Raw genomic sequence first — 15787 nt, 5'->3', positions numbered from 1 at the left:
GTTCATTTACAGATTACATTCCGGCAAATTGTTTGGCAAAATCTACAATTTGTTTTAGTGCATTGACGTCTTTATCTTTCAGACACAGATCAACTTCGCCGACTTCACCCTCTGAACTGGAAGACAAATAAGAGATTTTAGAAGCTAAATCAAAATACATTTTAGCTTCTTTTCCACCGAAACCTGTTACCATTTTTACAATAGGAAGGTCCAGTATAGCTTCTACATTAATAGCCATAAATACATTCTTTCCTTTTATGTCAGAAGCATATGGAGCATCTTTAATGGACTTATCCTCTGCTTTTCCGATATTTTTGTAGAGCAGTTCATCATTGGTTGCGTACATCAGTTTTTCTTTTACTCCAAAAAATATGTTCATGTTTTTGGTTTTATAAACATACTCATTTTTGCTTAACTCTATGATGTCTTGTCCATTCGTTAATCCTAGATTTTTCTTATTTTTATAAAGAGCTTCAAGAGCAGCACCGTTTTTGACTTGTGCATAAGCTACAAAAGTAGGCATATTGGTCATCGTTACATTAATCAGTCCACCAGAGATATCACCATCGAAAGAACTGAACAGATCTTTTATCTCGGCAGCTTTTGCAATGGATACTTTATCGCGGAACTCTGCATTTTCGTTGATCATACTGTATATTGCTTCTCCGTTTATTCCGGCGTTGAAGAACAATAATGTAGAAGCCGGGAAGTATTTAGCGAATGCGTTGTTTGGTTTTTTAAGAGCTTCTTGTTGCTTCTTAAGCACTGCTTTTACTTCGTCATTCTCTGTGTAGTTCTCTGTTTTAAGAACGATTCGTCCTTTCTCAAAGCTCAATCCACCTAACAGCGTGATATCTTCCAGTTTAATATTTGTAGGGAGACCTATGCTGGCTTGTTTTCTATATATTTCGGGAATAGCCATCATAGAAACAAAGAAATTAACATCATTCTTTGGTTTCATAGCCTTCTGGAAAGCACCTGATTCAGTGATGCTATTATCAGAAGTTTGTTTCATTAAGTTGGTGATTGCTTTCTTTGCCTCTTCTGTTTGAGTAGTACCATTTACGCCGACAATCATGAATGTAGAATTGTTGAAAGCAATCAGGCTGCCATTCATAGTCGTAAATTTATAATCGTCCGTTTCAGTAATTGGTTGAATCAGTTGTTCTTTAAGCATAATATCCAAAGAAGAATTCAGATCGCTTTCATTGCCGACTTTGGCTACTACTGTGGCATAAGGAAAAGTAGGAGAGGTAAATACATAAAATGGAGATTCCACATCGATTCCTGATTCACCAGGATTCTTTATCACCTTTTCCAATTGTTGGAAAGTAGCTGCATTCATTCCGCTTTTCAGTGCGTCCAGCATCTTTTGCTTAGCAGCTTCGTTTTCTTTATCATCCAATCCGGCTTTGTTGATCAGCGATTTCAAATCGATAGCTGCTACAGCAGAAGCATCAGAAGGTATTACGTTAGTATATTCCGATTGTTTGGAACAAGATACGAGAAAAACAATCAGTACTGCCAGTGCTGAGAGTTGTGAAATCATTTTCTTTACCATACTTATATTCTTTAAAATGTTATACAACTATTGGTTCATCAGATTCAGTGTGTGGCAAGCTACCAATGCAGCTGTTTCTGTTCGAAGCCGTGATTTTCCGAGACTGATTGGGATAAATCCATGTTTAATTGCTTTCTTGACTTCTTCTTCACTAAAGTCTCCTTCAGGTCCGATTAAAACAAGAGCATCTTCACCGGGATTTATCATGTTTTTTAATAACGGTTTATCTCCTTCATAGCAGTGGGCAATGAATTTTTGTCCATGAAACTCCTGAGTAATAAACTTATCAAAGTCTGTCATTTCATTAAGTTTGGGCAGACGGGCTTTAAGAGATTGCTTGATGGCAGACACCAGAATCTTTTCAATTCGTTCTGATTTAATCACTTTCCGTTCCGAAAAATGGCAATAAAGGAAAGTAAGTTCATCAAACCCTATTTCTGTGGCTTTTTCTACGAACCATTCGTTACGATCCATATTTTTGGTAGGTGCCATCGCGATGTGCAAGTGGCAAGACCAAAGTGGTTCCTGAAAAGTCGTTTCTTTTATGGCAATGAGGCAACGTTTATTGGTTGCTGCTGTAATTTCTGCTTTATAGAAATAACCTTTTCCGTCTGTCAGAGTTATTTCATCTCCGGTATTCAGACGTAGGACGCGGGTACAATGTTGAGCCTCCTCTTCCGGAAGTTCATTATTACTCTGAATATCGGGAGTATAAAATACGTGCATAATGATTTATTGATTTTGATTTCTTAAATTGATCTGATCGCGTATATGGGCTGCCAGTTCATAATTCTCATCCTTAATTGCTTTTTCTAACTCTTCTTCAAGGGAAATGGAATTAGCGTTTGTAGAGGTTGCACGTCCCTGTTCTTCTTCACCACTGTCAGAATCCTTACCACGGGGGCTTGCTTCATCTAATAAATGGAGGCATTCGCGTTCAAGGATAGAGTCATATATAAGAATCGGGCAGTTGGCACGTACTGCTAAAGCAATGGCATCGGAAGTACGTGCGTCAATACGTGTAATTTCGTCGTCTTTTTTAAGGTAAATATAAGAGTAGAAAATACCTTCTTTGGCTTTGTATATTAATACCCGGAGAAGGCTTGCACTCATCATGGTGAGACTTGTTATAAACAAATCATGAGTTAATGGGCGGGGAGTCTTGATTCCTTTCAGATACAAAGCTGTGGCTTGAGCTTCGGCAGGACCGATGATGATAGGCAATTGCCGTTCACCGTTCACTTCACCCAGTAACATAGCAAAAGCACCTACTTGTGCCTGGCTATTTGTGATATTTATAACTTGTAATTCTACCTTTTTATCCATTGCTATTTTACTTGATTTTCTAGCTTTTCCCGTTGGTGCTTATATTTGAATACTAGCGCAAATAAAATACCGATAACTAGAGCATAAGCTGCAAAAATAAGCCATATATCAACCCATTCGCGGCTAACTAGCTGACCATTAGCATATACAGAGAAAGCATCTACAACAGCACCACTGGCATATCCTCCTATAATTGCGCCTAAACCGTTGGTCATCATAAAGAACAACCCTTGTGCACTGGCACGGATGGAGGAATTTGTCTCTTGTTCAACAAACAAAGAACCTGAAATGTTGAAAAAGTCAAAGGCCATTCCATAAACAATCATAGAGAGAATGAGCATCCATAAACCACTTCCGGGATCTCCGAAACTGAACAGTCCGAAACGGAATACCCATGCAAACATACTGATAAGCATAACCTGCTTGATTCCGAAATGTCTCAAGAAGAAAGGTATAGCAAGAATGAACAGAGTCTCGGACATCTGAGATATAGACAACAAGATTACCGAATGTTTCACGCCAAAAGAATCTGCATATTCCGGAATACTGGCAAAACTGCTAAGAAATAAATCACCATATGTATTCGTAATTTGTAGTGCCGCCCCCAAAAGCATAGAGAATAGGAAGAAAATAGCCATTTTCTTTCTTTTGAATAGTACCAAAGCATCTAGTCCGAAGGAAGAAAGGAGTGACTTTTTTTCTGTTTTGGCGGGAGGGCAAGCAGGTAGCGTGAAAGAATAGAACCCCAGCAATAAAGCGGATGCACCGCCTACATAAAGTTGGGCACTTGAATTCTTGAAACCGGTGAGGTCTACTGCCCACATGGCACAGATGAAACCAATGGTTCCCCATACACGAATCGGAGGGAAATCTTTGATCAGATCGCATTTATATTGTTCCAGTGCATTGTATGAAACTGTATTGGCAAGTGACAAAGTAGGCATATATACCAATAGATTAAGTAGCATAGCCCAATACATCTGGTCATATCCGGTAGCCGTAGAAGCATAAAAAAGACAAACTCCTCCAACAATGTGGCAAAGTCCGTATAAACGTTCGGCATTAAACCATTTGTCGGCGATGATACCGATAATTCCGGGCATAATCAGGGATGCAATTCCCATAGTGGCGAAAATGGCTCCGATTTGTCCTCCTTCAAAATGGAGTTCTCTACCCATATACCCACCTAATGAAATTAACCATGAACCCCAAACAAAGAATTGCAAGAAATTCATAATGATCAAACGAACTTTTACACTCATGACTTTTCTAATTTGTGTTTCCCTATTATTGAATAATAGATGCAAATATAATATTTTCGTTGATTGGGTGGTTAAGATTATCGATAAAAAGGTAATAAAAAAGGGATAAAAAGAGAAGAAACAGCGAAGAAAGGTATATAAAAAAAAGAAGGCTATCTATCCCAGACAGCCAATCTTTATTAACCTTAAATCTAATACCATGAAAAACACAGTGCAAATATAAAGGGTTTTATGTTATAAAACATAATGTTTCGGCAAGAAAATCTGTTTATTAACTCTAATTAACTTTGTCTGTGTTTTTATTCTTTTATAGCATCCCTGAAAAGTCGTGATGATTACTCTACATAGAGTACCAGCCCTTTGAGGTATTCGCCTTCCGGATGATAAATATTGACCGGATGATCCGCAGGTTGAGTCAGCTGATGAAGAATGCGTACGCTACGACCCGACATGGCAGCTGCTGTGAACACTGCTGTGCGGAAATTGTCTTTGGTTACTACTTGCGAACAAGAGAAAGTGAATAAGATACCTCCCGGTTTTATCTTCTCGAAAGCTTTGGCATTCAATTTCCGGTAACCTTGCAGTGCATTACGCAGTGCATCTTTATGTTTAGCAAATGCAGGCGGATCAAGGATAATTAAATCATATTGGTCACCCATACGATCGAGATATTTGAAAGCATCCTCAGCAAATGCTTCGTGGCGGGAATCACCGGGGAAGTTCAGTTCTACATTTTTATTTGTTAAGTCAATAGCCTTCGCAGAGCTGTCTACGGAATGAACGAGCTTGGCTCCTCCACGCATCGCATAGAATGAAAAGCCACCGGTATAACAGAACATATTCAGTACGGAACAATCCTTGGCATAACGTTCCAGCAATGAGCGATTTTCGCGTTGGTCTACAAAGAAACCGGTTTTTTGTCCTTTCAACCAATCAACATGGAACTTCAAACCATATTCCTGTGCCACATTATCACTACTTCCTCCTTTTAAGAAACCGTTTTCGGGAAAAAGATCGGCTTTGAAAGGAAGGGTTGTTTCCGATTTATAATAGATGTTTTCAATTTTATCCCCCATTACTTCGGACAATGCTTCCGCAATAGCCATGCGGTCCATATGCATTCCGGCAGAGTGTGCCTGCATAACAGCTGTTCCGGCATAGATATCAATCACTAATCCGGGTAAATTATCACCTTCTCCGTGCACCAGACGATAGGTGTTGTTGCTAGGATTAATGGCGATACCGATGCTGCAGCGCATATCATAAGCAATTGCCAGTTTACGTTTCCAGAAATCGTGGTCAATTGGCTCTTGGTGGAAAGAGAGTACCCGTACCGCAATACTTCCGATCTGGAAGTGTCCTTCGGCTATAAACTCTTTTTTCGAAGTGTACACTTCTACTACTTCACCTTCTTCCGGTTCGCCGTCGATACGGGAAATAGCACCGGAGAAAATCCAGGGATGAAACCTTTTAAGAGACTCTTCTTTGCCGGGTTTGAGATATACTTTATGCATGATTGTTTATTTTAAGATGGAATAGAGATAAAATACTATTGTCAATTATTTGTTTTCAACTACTGCGGAATTGGTATTCACTTCTTCTTCTTGAGAAGAGGGGAGGCTTTCAACTTCGTAATTACCCGTTCGTTTCAGTTCCTGCAAAAGGTTGTAAATGTTAAGGCATGCCCAGGCATCTGTAGCTGCATATTGTTTTTGTCCCTCACTTAATACGTCAGCTTCCCAATTGGACAACCGTTGTGATTTGGAAATCTTTTCTTTGAACAAGATACCATAGATCTTCTGTAAACTCTTGTCTTGTATTCCAAACTGACGTACATATTCTTGCAGTTCAATACAATTTTTTTGATTGAAAGGAGCCCGCTTATGTAACATCATGAAATCATCTTTCAGTGAAAGTCCTACTTTCATAATAACCGGGTTTTCTAACAGGTCAATCAATGGTTGAGTGAGTCCCGTCATGTTGAGACGGAATAGAAAGCAGCATTCCTCGGAAGATATCTGGAGAAGGGCCACTTTGTGAGACTGTCCTTTGGTAAAAGAAGGACGCGTTTCGCTGTCAATACCCAATATCGGTTGAGATTGCAGATAGGAAACAGCCTTGATGGTTTCCATTTCCGATTGGATAACATGAATCCGTCCCGGAAAAACAGTTTTCGGGAGATCTTTTAATTCATCTTTATTTATAGTTCTTTTTACTATCATTTTAGTTTATTCGTCATCATGTTTGTCGCGGCTGTCTTCATGACAGTGACGTTCATGATTGTGACAATGGCAGTCGTCATGGTCGTGGCAATGGCAATCATCTTCTCCACAACAACAATTGTCATTGTCTGGTTCGTTATTTATTTCTTCGTTATTCTCGTCTTCTTCGTCATTCTGGTTGTATTTCACATCGTGAAGCGCACGCAGCGTATTCACTAGTTTCTGTCCCCAAAGCATTTTAAAGTTTTCCTGACAGATTGCTAACGAATCGTTCATTGTTTGATTCAATCCAAGTTGGAAGACAAAGATAAAATCTTTAATATCCTGGTAGATGTCTGCCAAATCTTCCGATATGGATTTCTTGATGGGCTGATCGCTATAAGCCATATCCTGTACGAATACTTCCAAGTAATCATCTTTTTCGCCCATTAAACCTGCCAGGTTGATACGTAGTATTTCATAAATGTCTTCAGTTACATATGTTTCGAGAGCCTCGTCTCCGATAGTCTCGCATTTGGGAAGCATGGAGGCTTTCAGATAGAGCAGGGGCAGTATTTTGAGTGACGTATCGACGAAAGTACTACGTTTTAAATTTTCGGCACGTTCAAGGAATCCACAAAATTCAGCGGCTACTGTTACAAATTCAATTACATTCTTTTCAAATATCGTTTGGCTTTCTTTTTCCATAATCAGCTTGATTTGAAACGCAAAGGTAAGAAAAAGGATTGAATGAGCGTAGCGCTCGTTATTTTTTTATTATTTTTGCAGCTTAGATTCAGATTGCAATTTATTAAAAGAATAATGTTCATGGCAAAAAAGAAATTAGATAAGGAGGCAGATAAGGCTACATCTTCTCCTGGCAAGATTGCTGCATATTTTAAGAATGAAACGATCCATTTTGTGATCGGATTGATGTTGGTTATCTTTTCTGTTTATTTACTTTTAGCTTTTTCCTCGTTCTTTTTTACGGGTGCGGCTGACCAGAGCATCATTGATAGCGGTAACCCCGCCGATCTGGCAGTAGTCGATAATCACGTGAAAAATTATGCAGGTTCGCGTGGCGCGCAGTTAGCTAGTTATTTAATTAATGACTGTTTCGGAGTTTCTTCTTTCTTTATTCTTGTCTTTCTGGCAGTGGCGGGATTGAAGTTGATGCGTGTACGTATTGTTCGTTTGTGGAAATGGTTTATTGGCTGTACCCTCTTGCTGGTTTGGTTTTCTGTATTCTTTGGGTTTGCTTTTATGGACCACTATCAGGATTCCTTCCTTTATTTAGGAGGTATGCACGGCTATAATGTGAGTCGTTGGTTGATCTCTCAAGTGGGGGTACCCGGTGTTTGGATGCTTTTGTTGATAACCGCTATTTGTTTCTTTATATATATTAGTGCCCGGACTGTTGTTTGGTTGCGTAAACTGTTTGCATTAAATTTCCTGAAACGTAAACAAAAGGAAGAAGCGTCGGTATCATCGGCAGAAGAAAAGCCGGAATTTACTACTTCTCAACCGCAAGAAGTGGAATTTAATCTGAAACGGACTTATAAACAGACTCCTCCTACATCGGCAATTGAAGTAAAGGATGAAGAACCGGAAGATGATTCCTTCCTTTATCGTTCAGAATCGGAAACGGCTTCTGTTTCTCCAACAACTAATGAAGATGAAGTGACAATGGTTTTCGAACCGGTGGCTTCCAACACAACGATTGCTTCTACAAAAGATTCCGGCAATGAATGCGAACCGGGATTTAATGTGGAATCGGCTCCTGAAGAAGAAGAATATCAAGGTCCGGAATTAGAACCTTATAATCCGACTAAAGATCTGGAAAATTATCGTTTCCCAACTATTGATCTGATGAAGCATTTTGAGAATGACGATCCAACTATCGACATGGATGAACAGAATGCAAATAAAGATCGTATTATCAATACTTTGCGTAGTTTCGGTATTGAAATCAGTACGATTAAGGCAACGGTAGGTCCTACGGTTACTCTCTATGAAATTACTCCCGAACAAGGAGTACGTATCTCTAAAATCCGTGGTTTGGAGGATGATATTGCATTAAGTTTGTCTGCTGACGGTATTCGTATCATTGCTCCGATACCGGGGAAGGGTACAATCGGTATTGAAGTGCCGAATAAGAATCCGAAGATGGTGTCCGGGCAGAGTGTGATCGGAAGTAAGAAGTTTCAGGAATCTAAATTTGACTTGCCAATAGTACTTGGCAAAACCATCACCAACGAAGTATTTATGTTCGACCTTTGTAAAATGCCGCACGTATTGGTGGCAGGTGCAACCGGACAGGGTAAATCTGTTGGATTGAATGCTATCATTACTTCCTTGTTATATAAGAAACATCCGGCTGAATTGAAATTTGTGCTGGTCGATCCGAAGAAAGTAGAGTTTAGTATCTATTCGGTTATTGAAAATCACTTTCTGGCTAAGCTTCCTGATGGAGGAGAACCCATTATTACAGATGTGACAAAAGTAGTCCAGACATTGAATTCGGTTTGTGTGGAGATGGATACCCGTTATGACTTGTTGAAAATGGCTCATGTGCGTAATGTTAAGGAGTATAATGACAAGTTTATCAACCGTCGCTTAAATCCCGAAAAGGGACATAAGTTCATGCCTTATATAGTAGTGGTAATCGATGAGTTTGGAGACCTGATTATGACTGCCGGTAAGGAAGTCGAACTTCCTATAGCTCGCATTGCTCAGTTGGCACGTGCAGTAGGTATTCATATGATTATCGCCACACAGCGACCGACAACGAACATTATTACCGGTACGATTAAAGCCAACTTCCCGGCTCGTATTGCGTTCCGTGTTTCTGCCATGATGGACTCTCGTACTATTCTCGACCGTCCGGGGGCCAACCGATTGATAGGTAAAGGTGATATGCTCTTCTTGCAAGGTGCTGATCCGGTGCGTGTACAATGTGCCTTTATCGATACTCCGGAAGTGGAAGAAATCACTAAGTTCATTTCCCGTCAGCAGAGTTATCCTACTCCGTTCTTTTTGCCTGAGTTTGTCAGTGAAGATAGTGGGAGTGATGTGGGCGATATTGATATGGGTCGTCTTGACCCATTGTTTGAGGATGCTGCCCGCTTGGTCGTGATTCACCAACAGGGATCTACTTCGTTAATTCAACGTAAATTTGCAATCGGATATAATCGTGCCGGACGCATAATGGACCAGCTTGAAAAAGCCGGAATCGTAGGACCCACACAAGGTAGCAAAGCGCGTGACGTACTATGTATGGATGAGAATGATCTTGGAATGCGTTTGAACAATTTGCAATAAAAGACTGTTATATAAGCAAATGATGAAATACATTTTTAGTGTTTTAATAGCTTTACTGTCATGGCCTGTGGTTGCTCAGCAATCGCAGGCTAAAGCTGTTTTAGACAAGGCTGCCGAAGCTTTCCGGAAAGCGGGAGGCATACAGGCTGAGTTTAGTGTGAAATATTACGATAATGGGCAGTTTGCAGGAACTTCCAGTGGTGTCATCCGTTTGAAAGGAGAGAGGTTTCAACTGAAAACTCCGGAAGCAGCCACATGGTTTGATGGGAAAACTCAATGGAGTTATCTGGAAAGTAGCGAAGAAGTGAACATAACTACTCCGACGCAGGAAGAGTTACAATCTATCAATCCTTATACTTTGTTGTATCTGTATCAAAAGGGTTTTTCATATAAGCTGGGTTCTGTTAAGAGTTTTGGCGGAAAATCTGTGGAGGAAGTGATTCTGACGGCAACAAACCGGAAACAGGATTTAGCGTCTATTATCCTTTATGTTTCTCCGGATACTTATCAGCCCATTTTCATATTGCTTCAACAGCGTGGTGGCAAGAATCGTAGTGAAATCACGATTACCGGATATAAAACCGGATTGAACTATCCTGATGCGGATTTTGCTTTCGACCGGAAACAATATCCGAATGCAGAAATAATAGATTTAAGATAAAAGAAATAAGAAGATGGAAACAGAAAAAGTAAAGTGCTTGATTATCGGGTCAGGACCTGCCGGATATACGGCAGCTATTTATGCAGGTCGTGCTAATTTGTGCCCTGTACTCTATGAGGGATTGCAGCCAGGGGGGCAACTGACTACAACAACAGATGTTGAGAACTTTCCGGGATATCCCGAAGGAATTAGTGGCCCACAGTTGATGGAGGATTTACGTAACCAAGCTTCCCGCTTTGGAACAGATATCCGTTTTGGAATAGCTACGGCATCCGATTTAAGTAAAGCTCCCTACAAAATAACCATTGACGGAGAAAAAGTCATTGAAACAGAGAGTTTGATTATTTCTACCGGAGCTACAGCCAAGTATCTCGGCCTGGAGGATGAAAAGAAATATGCTGGTATGGGTGTAAGTGCCTGTGCTACTTGCGACGGTTTTTTTTATCGTAAGAAAGTCGTTGCTGTGGTAGGTGGTGGTGATACTGCTTGTGAGGAAGCTATTTACTTGGCAGGTCTGGCATCAAAAGTATATCTGATTGTTCGTAAATCTTATCTGCGTGCCTCAAAGATTATGCAGGAACGTGTGATGAAGCATGATAAAATAGAAGTGCTTTTCGAACACAATGCTGTCGGATTGTATGGTGAAAACGGGGTGGAAGGTGTAAATCTCGTGAAACGTTGGGGAGAACCTGATGAAGAACGTTATAGTTTGCCTATTGATGGTTTCTTTCTTGCTATTGGTCATAATCCGAACTCTGATATATTCAAGGATTACATTGATACGGATGAGGTAGGATATATTATCACTGATGGTAATAGCCCTCGTACAAAAGTTCCGGGAGTGTTTGCTGCAGGAGATGTAGCCGATCCACATTATCGTCAGGCTATTACAGCTGCAGGAAGTGGTTGTAAAGCTGCTATTGAGGCAGAACGTTATCTTTCGGAAAAAGGATTTATTTAAGATATATCCCAAGATGATCGATCACATTGAGAGGATAATTTAATTTATACTCAGTGCTTAAAAAGATCTATTTTATTGTCACTTGTCACTTTTAGAGGTTAATAAGTTTATTTCCAAAATAGTACAAGTGATAATAGGAAGTGATAATAAGGTGACAATAGATTTGAATATTAAATCTATTGTCACTTTTTTCTTATTAGATTTTGATATATATGGTTATCAGTTTGATCGTTTGTTAAACATCCAATTAACATTTATGTGGTAATCACCGCAAACTTAGCTTCCTCTTTCCATATCCTTCGATTTATTTCCTTCTCAGGCTTAATTTTTAACACGGAAATAATCGTTGCATGAGAAAAAGGTTGTTGTAAAGGGAAATGGCACGTATTCAGCCCCAAAAATGATTCATATCAGTATAGCAATGAGTCTAACTGCTTCGGCAATGACCGAAATACGATCGTGAAAATTAATTTGATCCGCTATTTGCTATCACGCTCTCACTTTTTGCTTGTATCTGCTTGTTTATTAGATTTTTAAGTAGGTGGAGCAAGTGTTAGAGATGAGTGAGAGCAACCGTTTGCTCTCACTGTAAACGTATCGACAATCTTAGGTAAGTTTTGCTTTAAACAAGGATACTTTTATTGATAACCCTTTATGTTCTTTCTGTTAGTCTACTTTATTTATTAATAGCTCACAATTGTGAGCTTATTGGCTTACGATAGTAAACAAATAGGCTTACGGCTGTGAATAAATAAGCTAACAATAGTAGACATTTGTATTTAATTAGTTATTAGTGTTTTAATGGTGTATGATCTTATTAATAGGAAGCTGACTTTAATGTCAGATATGCTAATCGTTTCCTCTATTTGTCTTGAGTGAGGGCAAATGGTTGCTCTCACTCTGCCCTAACAGTTGCTCTCACTGCTGAAATGCCGATCAATAGGCGGATACAAGTATAGAGTGAGGGCGTGAGAGCAAAACTGCTGCAAATCTTTTATTGTGTAGTATGTTTCGGTTGATTCAAAACGGTGCAGATGAACTATTGTTGATGTGGTGGGTTGCGAATGTACAAAGGAATAGGATAGTAGTCATCAAAATAGCTTTTTAAAAGCTTTTTTGTTACCACGTTTAATATTAATATCTACGATAATATTTCCTGTATATAAGCACTGTTTAAAGTAAGTAGGGCCGAGAAAAAAATATATTATCCAATCTTACTTATTTTCTTGAGTTTTTCCTCTTCAATGATCTTGACTTTCCTTCCGTCAATGGTGATCAGTCGTTCCGTAGCAAATTGAGAAAGGGTACGGATGGCATTTGATGTAGTCATGTTGGACAGATTTGCAAGGTCTTCACGTGAAAGATAAATACTTAAAGTAGAACCGTCTTCTTCCAAACCATAACTTTCTTTCAGGAAGAGCAGAGATTCTGCAAGTCGTCCGCGAATATGCTTTTGAGTCAGATTGACCGTACGTTCATCCGCAATACCTAAATCAATAGAAAGTTGGCGAATAAAGAACATTGCCAGATCGTTGTTCTGGGAGACTAAAGTAGTAATGGCACTCATGGGGATCAGACAGATAATTGAAGGCTCGAAAGCAGCTGCGGCAGTTACGAAGTCTTCTTTGGCGAAGTAAGCGCGGTAGGCAAAATACTCTCTCGGTTTGATCATGCGAATGATCTGGCTTCTACCTCCTACACCATCCTTATAGATTTTGACTTTACCACTAATGAGACACATCAAGTGGGTGGGTGCTTCTCCTTCGCAATAGATGGTTTCGTTTTTTTTGTAGGTCTGTATTATGTAATTGTTCATCAGAAACTCCTTCTGCTCATTATTCAAAGGAGCTAACAAATCGGACAAAGGATCCGAAATATTGATGTCTGATATGTTTATTTTTACCATTGGTGCTACAAAACTGTGTTATACAGCACAAAAGTAGAAAGAAAAAATGAGAAAATGAACGAATCTATAAAAAGATTGCACAAAAGAACCCTCTTTCGTGCAATCTTATTTTGTTCTTTCTTGTTTACTTATTTAGTGAACAGAAGTTCCCTATACTTAGGTAGAGGCCATATTTCATCATCCACTTCCATTTCGAGATGGTCGATGTGATCGCGAATTTTGTCGAGGTACGGACGTACCTTTTCTTCATATTCAAATGCTTTTTCCTTGTAGTTCTCTTTATGGTTGGCAACTTTTCGTGCTTCAGTCATATCATGTACCAATACTTTAATGGCAGTAACACGGTGGGAGATTTCACGGATCAATTCTTTGCGGTCGGCACTTAATACTTCATATTCTTCAGGAGAGAAGATTTCTTTCAGTCCTCTAAGATTCTCTAACAGGCGATTTTGGTAGGTGACGGCTGTCGGAACGATGTGGTTGATGGCAAGGTCACCAAGTACACGTCCCTCTATCTGTACTTTCATTGTATATTTCTCCAATTCTACTTCCAGACGGCAATTTAATTCCGTTTCATTGAAGATACGTTCACCGATGAGAACGGCTTTGGATTGATTATCTACATAGTGCATCAGAGCTTCGGGTACGTGGCAGATATTGGTCAGTCCCCGACGGGCGGCTTCCTGTCTCCATTCTTCCGAATAGCCGTCACCTTCAAAGCGAATAGGCTCGGAAGCGATAATTGTTTCTTTTAGCAAACGGAAGATTGCTTCATCTTTGCCTACTCCTTCTTCCATTAATTTCTCTACTGAAGCACGAAATTCATTCAACTGATTTGCCATAGCCGCATTGATGGCGATCATCGAGGCGGCGCAGTTTGAAGAAGAGCCTGCCGCACGGAATTCGAAGCGGTTTCCGGTAAAGGCGAAAGGAGAGGTACGGTTACGATCGGTGGTGTCGAGTAGAATTTCAGGTATACGCCCAATGCCTAGTTTTAATGTCGTTTTCTCTTCCGGGGTCATTTTGTCATTTCCTACTTGGCGGACTATTTCGTCTAAGGTAGCTGAAAGTTGTTTTCCCAAGAAGCATGAGAGGATAGCCGGAGGAGCTTCGTTAGCACCCAAACGATAACTATTATTGGCGCTCATGATAGACGCACGTAGTAGATCTTGATTCTTATATACCATCATCAGCGCGTTTACCAGGAACGTGAGGAATAACATATTTCCTTTCGGATTCTTGCCTGGAGCAAACAAGTTGATGCCTGTGTCGGTACAAAGTGACCAGTTATTATGTTTGCCGGAACCGTTCACACCGCTGTATGGCTTTTCGTGCAGCAATACATTGAAATGATGTTTGCGGGCGATACGTTTCATCAAGTCCATAACAAGTTGGTTATGATCGTTTGCTAAGTTACAGTTTTCGAAGATAGGAGCCAACTCAAATTGATTCGGGGCTACTTCGTTGTGACGGGTTTTTGCAGGTATTCCCAGTTTGTGACATTCTATTTCAAGCTCCTTCATAAAAGCAGTGACGCGGGGAGGAATTGAACCGAAATAATGATCTTCCAACTGTTGGTCTTTAGCTGACGAATGTCCCATCAATGTTCTTCCGGTCAGGCAAAGATCGGGGCGTGCATTATATAAAGAAGAGTCCACGAGAAAATACTCCTGTTCCCATCCCAGATTTGTATATACACGCGTTATGTTTTTGTCAAATAATTGGCAAACTTCTGTAGCTGCTTTGTCTACTGCTGCGAGAGCTTTTAGCAAAGGAGTTTTGTAGTCGAGTGCTTCGCCTGTATAAGAAATAAAAATAGTCGGGATACAAAGAGTCGTGTCTACTACAAATGCAGGAGAGGAAACATCCCATGCTGTATATCCACGGGCTTCGAAGGTGTTGCGGATACCACCATTCGGAAAAGAAGAAGCATCCGGTTCTTGCTGTATAAGCAGTTTGCCCGAAAAACGTTCAATAACACCACCTTCTTCACTGAACTCAATGAAGCCATCGTGCTTTTCGGCTGTACCATCTGTCAGGGGTTGGAACCAGTGCGTGTAATGAGTCACATTGAGTGATTTAGCCCAACTCTTCATGCCATTGGCAATCAGGTCTGCTACTTCCCGGCTTATGGGGGTGCTTTTTTCCATGGCATCGATTACCGCTCTGTAGGCTTCTTTCGGAAGATACTCTTGCATCTTCTTGCGATCGAACACATGGCTACCATAATAATCAGAGAGTTTGTTGGAAGGGGCAGTTACTTCCAGAACTTTTCGATTAGAAAGTTCTTGTAAAGCGAAAAATCTCATTTTGGACATAAATAGTCTAACTTTTATCGGTTGATGGTGCAAAATTATATGTTTTTTCTGAAAGTACCCCTCTTTTATAGGGGGTAATTTGAAAAATAGTTTGTTTTTTTAGAGAACTACCCCTATGCGGATGCGAATGGAAAGATCTATTCATTTAAAGTTGCCCGATCACAACATGAGGCTTGCGGAGATTGTTATTCGTAAAGGGATCTTTCAATTATATATATATTGAATATCTGAACTTACCTATAAGAAACTTGAAAGTATGAGATATCAAAT

Annotated in this window: 12 protein-coding genes; 3 read left to right on the top strand and 9 right to left on the bottom strand. The window is 40.0% G+C overall.

Features of this window, described 5'->3' with window-relative positions; translation table 11 throughout:
• Positions 1–13 precede the first annotated feature (13 nt).
• The 7 genes from PHO71_RS02780 to PHO71_RS02750 all read right to left on the bottom strand — a co-directional run bounded on the left by PHO71_RS02780 (position 14) and on the right by PHO71_RS02750 (position 7058).
• Positions 14–1561, bottom strand: a complete 1548-nt coding sequence (locus tag PHO71_RS02780) for a DUF4836 family protein (protein WP_300198541.1) — start codon at positions 1559–1561, stop codon at positions 14–16.
• 27 nt (positions 1562–1588) lie between these two features.
• Positions 1589–2287 carry a 16S rRNA (uracil(1498)-N(3))-methyltransferase gene (locus PHO71_RS02775; RefSeq protein ID WP_300198539.1) on the bottom strand — a complete coding sequence of 233 codons (699 nt, stop codon included), beginning with the start codon at positions 2285–2287 and terminating at the stop codon, positions 1589–1591.
• Between the two features lie 6 nt (positions 2288–2293).
• Positions 2294–2887: a bifunctional nuclease domain-containing protein gene (locus PHO71_RS02770; RefSeq protein WP_300198536.1), complete on the bottom strand. Its 594-nt coding sequence runs from the start codon at positions 2885–2887 to the stop codon at positions 2294–2296.
• A 2-nt stretch (positions 2888–2889) separates the two neighbouring features.
• Complete coding sequence (locus tag PHO71_RS02765) at positions 2890–4149, bottom strand: nucleoside permease (protein ID WP_300198534.1); 1260 nt, start codon at positions 4147–4149, stop codon at positions 2890–2892.
• Positions 4150–4484: 335 nt separating this feature from the next.
• Positions 4485–5663 carry a class I SAM-dependent rRNA methyltransferase gene (locus tag PHO71_RS02760; protein WP_300198531.1) on the bottom strand — a complete coding sequence of 393 codons (1179 nt, stop codon included), beginning with the start codon at positions 5661–5663 and terminating at the stop codon, positions 4485–4487.
• Positions 5664–5708: 45 nt separating this feature from the next.
• Positions 5709–6371: a 3'-5' exonuclease gene (locus PHO71_RS02755; RefSeq protein ID WP_300198529.1), complete on the bottom strand. Its 663-nt coding sequence runs from the start codon at positions 6369–6371 to the stop codon at positions 5709–5711.
• Positions 6372–6377: 6 nt separating this feature from the next.
• Positions 6378–7058: a DUF5063 domain-containing protein gene (locus PHO71_RS02750; RefSeq protein ID WP_300198526.1), complete on the bottom strand. Its 681-nt coding sequence runs from the start codon at positions 7056–7058 to the stop codon at positions 6378–6380.
• Between the two features lie 120 nt (positions 7059–7178).
• On the opposite strand from PHO71_RS02750, the gene PHO71_RS02745 reads away from it, so the two are divergent.
• Genes PHO71_RS02745 through trxB form a run of 3 tightly spaced genes read left to right on the top strand, consistent with a single transcriptional unit; the run spans position 7179 to position 11293 of the window.
• Positions 7179–9671, top strand: coding sequence for a DNA translocase FtsK (locus tag PHO71_RS02745; RefSeq protein WP_300198523.1), 2493 nt, complete (start codon positions 7179–7181; stop codon positions 9669–9671).
• A gap of 19 nt (positions 9672–9690) precedes the next feature.
• Entirely contained in the window at positions 9691–10332 is a 642-nt protein-coding gene (locus tag PHO71_RS02740; RefSeq protein ID WP_300198520.1) for a LolA-like putative outer membrane lipoprotein chaperone, read from the top strand.
• A 13-nt stretch (positions 10333–10345) separates the two neighbouring features.
• Positions 10346–11293, top strand: coding sequence for a thioredoxin-disulfide reductase (trxB, locus tag PHO71_RS02735; protein ID WP_300198517.1), 948 nt, complete (start codon positions 10346–10348; stop codon positions 11291–11293).
• 1204 nt (positions 11294–12497) lie between these two features.
• Here the strand turns inward: trxB and PHO71_RS02730 are convergent.
• Complete coding sequence (locus PHO71_RS02730; RefSeq protein ID WP_300198513.1) at positions 12498–13199, bottom strand: Crp/Fnr family transcriptional regulator; 702 nt, start codon at positions 13197–13199, stop codon at positions 12498–12500.
• A 128-nt stretch (positions 13200–13327) separates the two neighbouring features.
• On the bottom strand, positions 13328–15517 hold the full coding sequence (locus PHO71_RS02725) for a glutamine synthetase III (protein WP_300198510.1): 2190 nt from the start codon (positions 15515–15517) through the stop codon (positions 13328–13330).
• Positions 15518–15787: the final 270 nt, after the last annotated feature.

Origin of the sequence: Bacteroides sp., assembly GCF_028690125.1 — a bacterium.
In the GTDB taxonomy this organism is placed as follows: Bacteria; Bacteroidota; Bacteroidia; order Bacteroidales; family Bacteroidaceae; genus Bacteroides.
The sequence above is the reverse complement of the archived record's forward strand: the minus strand, read 5'-3'. Positions and strand labels throughout refer to the sequence as shown.